The following is a 3,589-nucleotide window of genomic DNA, read 5'->3' as shown; positions in this document are numbered from 1 at the left end:
GTTTAATATTTCTTTTGTAAATTAGAAGTTCAATAAAATTATTAACCTCCTAAGAGGTTTCTAAACCATCCGCTTATGAAAAATTTAATTTTAATACGCCATGCAAAATCAAGCTGGGAAGCTCCTTTAAAAGATTTCGACAGACCTCTAATGAAAAAAGGAATACTGGACGCTCATGAAGTATCGGCAAATATTTCAAATTTTCTTCCTAAAACCTATATAATATGGAGTAGTACTGCGGCACGCGCTTCAGAAACGGCGCTAATCTTTGCCCAAAATATTTCGTATCCTATTGAAAGTATCGTTTATAAAGACGATCTTTATACTTTTGATGACAAACAGCTCGAGAAGATTATCAAATCATGTGATAATAGTTTCGAAAGCGTTATTCTTTTTGGACATAACGAGGCCATTACAAATTTTGTTAATAAATTTGGGGATGTTTTTATCGAAAATGTTCCTACTTCAGGCTTTGTATCTTTACAGTTTGACGCAGAAAGTTGGAACTCAATTAATAAAGGTAAAACTCATAAAACAATTTTCCCCAAAGATTTAAAATAATATATAAAGTGTACGAACAGAAATATATCGATAGAGAAAAAAGTTGGTTAGCGTTTAATGCGAGAGTGCTTCAGGAAGCCGCAGATAATACGGTTCCGCTTTTAGACAGACTGCGTTTTGTTGGAATTTTTTCGAACAATTTAGATGAATTTTTTAGAGTTCGCTATGCTGCAATTCGTAGATTAAGCCTTTCCGGAATTTCTGGAGAAAAATATTTAGGAGGAGTTTCTGCCCATCAGTTAATTAAAGATATTACCGAAATCGTGATTCAGCAACAATCTGAAAGCTTACGTATTTTAGGAAATATCGAAACAGAACTCGAAGCCGAAAACATTTTAATTATTAATGAAGACGAAATAACACCCGATCAGGAATGTTTTCTAAAAGACTTTTTTGATCAGAAACTAAGTCCAGAGTTAGTAACCATTATATTGAATGATCTGGCAGAATTTCCAATTCTTAAAGATACTTTAGGATATTTGGCCGTTCGTTTAGAAATGAATACAAACGATGAGGTTCGTTATGCCGTGATCGAAATCCCGAAAACGATAAACAGATTCGTTGTATTGCCTTCTCATGATGATAAACATTACGTTATTCTTATTGATGATGTTATTCGTTACAACTTAAAAAACATCTTTAATATTTTCGATTATAAAAGTGTTTCGGCACACATGATCAAAATTACGCGTGATGCGCAATTAGATATCGATAGCGATTTGAGCAAAAGTATGCTCGAAAAAATCGCAACATCAGTAAAAGACAGAAGAATAGGGGAGCCAGTTCGTTTTATTTATGATAATTTAATCGAAGAAGATACACTGCATTTCTTTTTAGATAAAATGAAAATTGTAGAAACAGATAGTATTATTCCGGGTGGAAGATATCATAATCGTCGTGATTATATGAGTTTCCCAAATTTAGGAAGATACGATTTACTTTATAAACCCAACGAACCATTGCCAATTCCGGGATTGAGTTTGGGAGGAAGTATTCTCGAAAAAATCAGTAAAAAAGATTATCTGTTACACGCTCCGTATCAGTCATTTTCATATTTAACCAAGTTTTTGCGTGAAGCCGCTTTAGACCCAAAAGTAACGAGTATAAAAATTACTTTGTATCGTTTGGCCAAGAATTCGCAAATTATTAGTTCACTGATAAATGCTGCTAAAAATGGTAAAAAAGTAACCGTACAAATCGAACTACAGGCCCGTTTTGATGAAGCTTCGAATATTTCGTATGCAGAGCAAATGCAAACAGAAGGCATCGAACTTATTTTTGGAATAAAAGGACTTAAAGTGCACAGCAAAATTTGTGTAATCGAAAGAATCGAAGAAGGAAAATCACGTCGTTACGGATTTATTTCTACAGGAAATTTCAACGAATCTACAGCTAAGATTTATACAGATGTTACATTGTTTACCTGCCATCAGGGAATATTGAAAGACATCTCTAAAATATTCGAATTTTTCGATATCAATTACAGAGTACACAGATACAAGCATTTAATTGTATCACCACATTATACAAGAACAAAATTTATTAAATTAATAGATCGTGAAATTCTCCATGCTTTGGCAGGTAGAAAAACACATATTAAATTAAAAATGAATAGTTTATCTGATTTTAAAATGATCGATAAATTATACGAAGCCAGTAATGCCGGTGTAAAAATCCAGCTTCAGGTAAGAGGTATTTGCTCATTAATTCCCGGGATTCCTGGAATGAGCGAAAATATCGAAGCCATAAGTATTGTCGATAATTATCTGGAACATTCAAGAGTTTATATTTTTGGAAATGCCGGTTTAACCGAAGTATACATTTCATCCGCAGATTTTATGACCCGAAATCTTGACGGAAGAGTCGAAGTTACCTGCCCAATTTATGATCTTGAAATCAAGAAAGAATTAATAGATAACTTTAATATTGCCTGGAAAGGAAACGTAAAAGTAAGGTACCATTCTTATAAATTAGATAATAAATACAAACCTAGAAATCATCATGCCCCTTTTAGAGCGCAACTTGAAACCTATAAATATTATCAAAATAAAGTATCAGTATTAGAACAAGTTCCTCAAAAAATAAATTAATAATAAAGAATAATAAATCATAAGTGAGCATGATTAATATAAGGAAATATGCAGCAATAGATATTGGTTCAAATGCCATGAGGCTTCTAATATCGAATGTTGTAGAACAAGATGGCAAAGAACCACAATTTAATAAAAGTTCGCTTGTTCGTGTGCCAATTCGTTTGGGACAAGATGCCTTTACAGTAGGAGAAATTTCAGAAGAAAATATAGATCGAATGGTTGATGCTATGAAAGCATTCAATCTTTTGATGAAAGTACATAAAGTAGAACGTTATATGGCATTTGCTACTTCGGCAATGCGCGAAGCTTATAATGCAAAGGAAGTTGTCGCTTTAATTAAAAAGAAAGCCGATATCAAAATTGAAATTATTGATGGTAAAAAAGAAGCCGCTATTATTGCCTCGACAGATTTACATCATTTATTAAAAACTGATGAAACCTATCTTTTTGTAGATGTAGGTGGTGGAAGTACTGAATTCACACTTTTTTCTGATGGAAAGCTGATTAATTCAAGATCTTTTAAAGCCGGAACTGTTCGTTTGCTGAATAATATGGTTCACGATTCTGTTTGGGATGAAATCGAAAAATGGATCAAAACCAATACTGCCGATTATGAAGAAGTAACCTTGATTGGTTCCGGAGGAAACATTAATAAGTTGTTTAAAATGTCTGGAAAACAACAGGAAAAACCACTTTCATACATTTACATCAACTCGCAATACGCGTTTTTAAATTCATTAACCTACGAACAAAGAATTGCCGAATTAGGTTTGAATTCAGATCGTGCCGATGTAATTATTCATGCTACGAGAATTTATCTAAATGCCATGAAATGGAGTGGAGCGCGCCAAATTTATGTTCCTAAAATTGGACTTTCTGACGGAATCGTAAAAGCAATGTATTACGGTAAAATTTAAAAAATAAATATTTTTAGC

The 3,589-nt window shown here is 32.9% G+C and carries 3 protein-coding genes; all 3 read left to right on the top strand.

The genetic code is table 11. The annotated features are described in order from the left end of the window. Positions 1–75: 75 nt before the first annotated feature. From FLACOL7796_RS22865 to FLACOL7796_RS22855, 3 genes are read left to right on the top strand one after another with little or no spacing between them, the layout of a single operon-like run. Positions 76–561, top strand: a complete 486-nt coding sequence (locus FLACOL7796_RS22865; protein ID WP_173973087.1) for a SixA phosphatase family protein — start codon at positions 76–78, stop codon at positions 559–561. An 8-nt stretch (positions 562–569) separates the two neighbouring features. Then, entirely contained in the window at positions 570–2,651 is a 2,082-nt protein-coding gene (gene ppk1, locus FLACOL7796_RS22860) for a polyphosphate kinase 1 (RefSeq protein WP_173973086.1), read from the top strand. Between the two features lie 29 nt (positions 2,652–2,680). Then, positions 2,681–3,571 carry a Ppx/GppA phosphatase family protein gene (locus FLACOL7796_RS22855; protein WP_173973085.1) on the top strand — a complete coding sequence of 297 codons (891 nt, stop codon included), beginning with the start codon at positions 2,681–2,683 and terminating at the stop codon, positions 3,569–3,571. Positions 3,572–3,589: the final 18 nt, after the last annotated feature.

The sequence above is a fragment of the Flavobacterium bizetiae genome (assembly GCF_902804475.1).
GTDB classification, from domain to species: domain Bacteria; phylum Bacteroidota; class Bacteroidia; order Flavobacteriales; family Flavobacteriaceae; genus Flavobacterium; species Flavobacterium bizetiae.
This window is presented reverse-complemented; position numbering and strand designations above follow the sequence as displayed.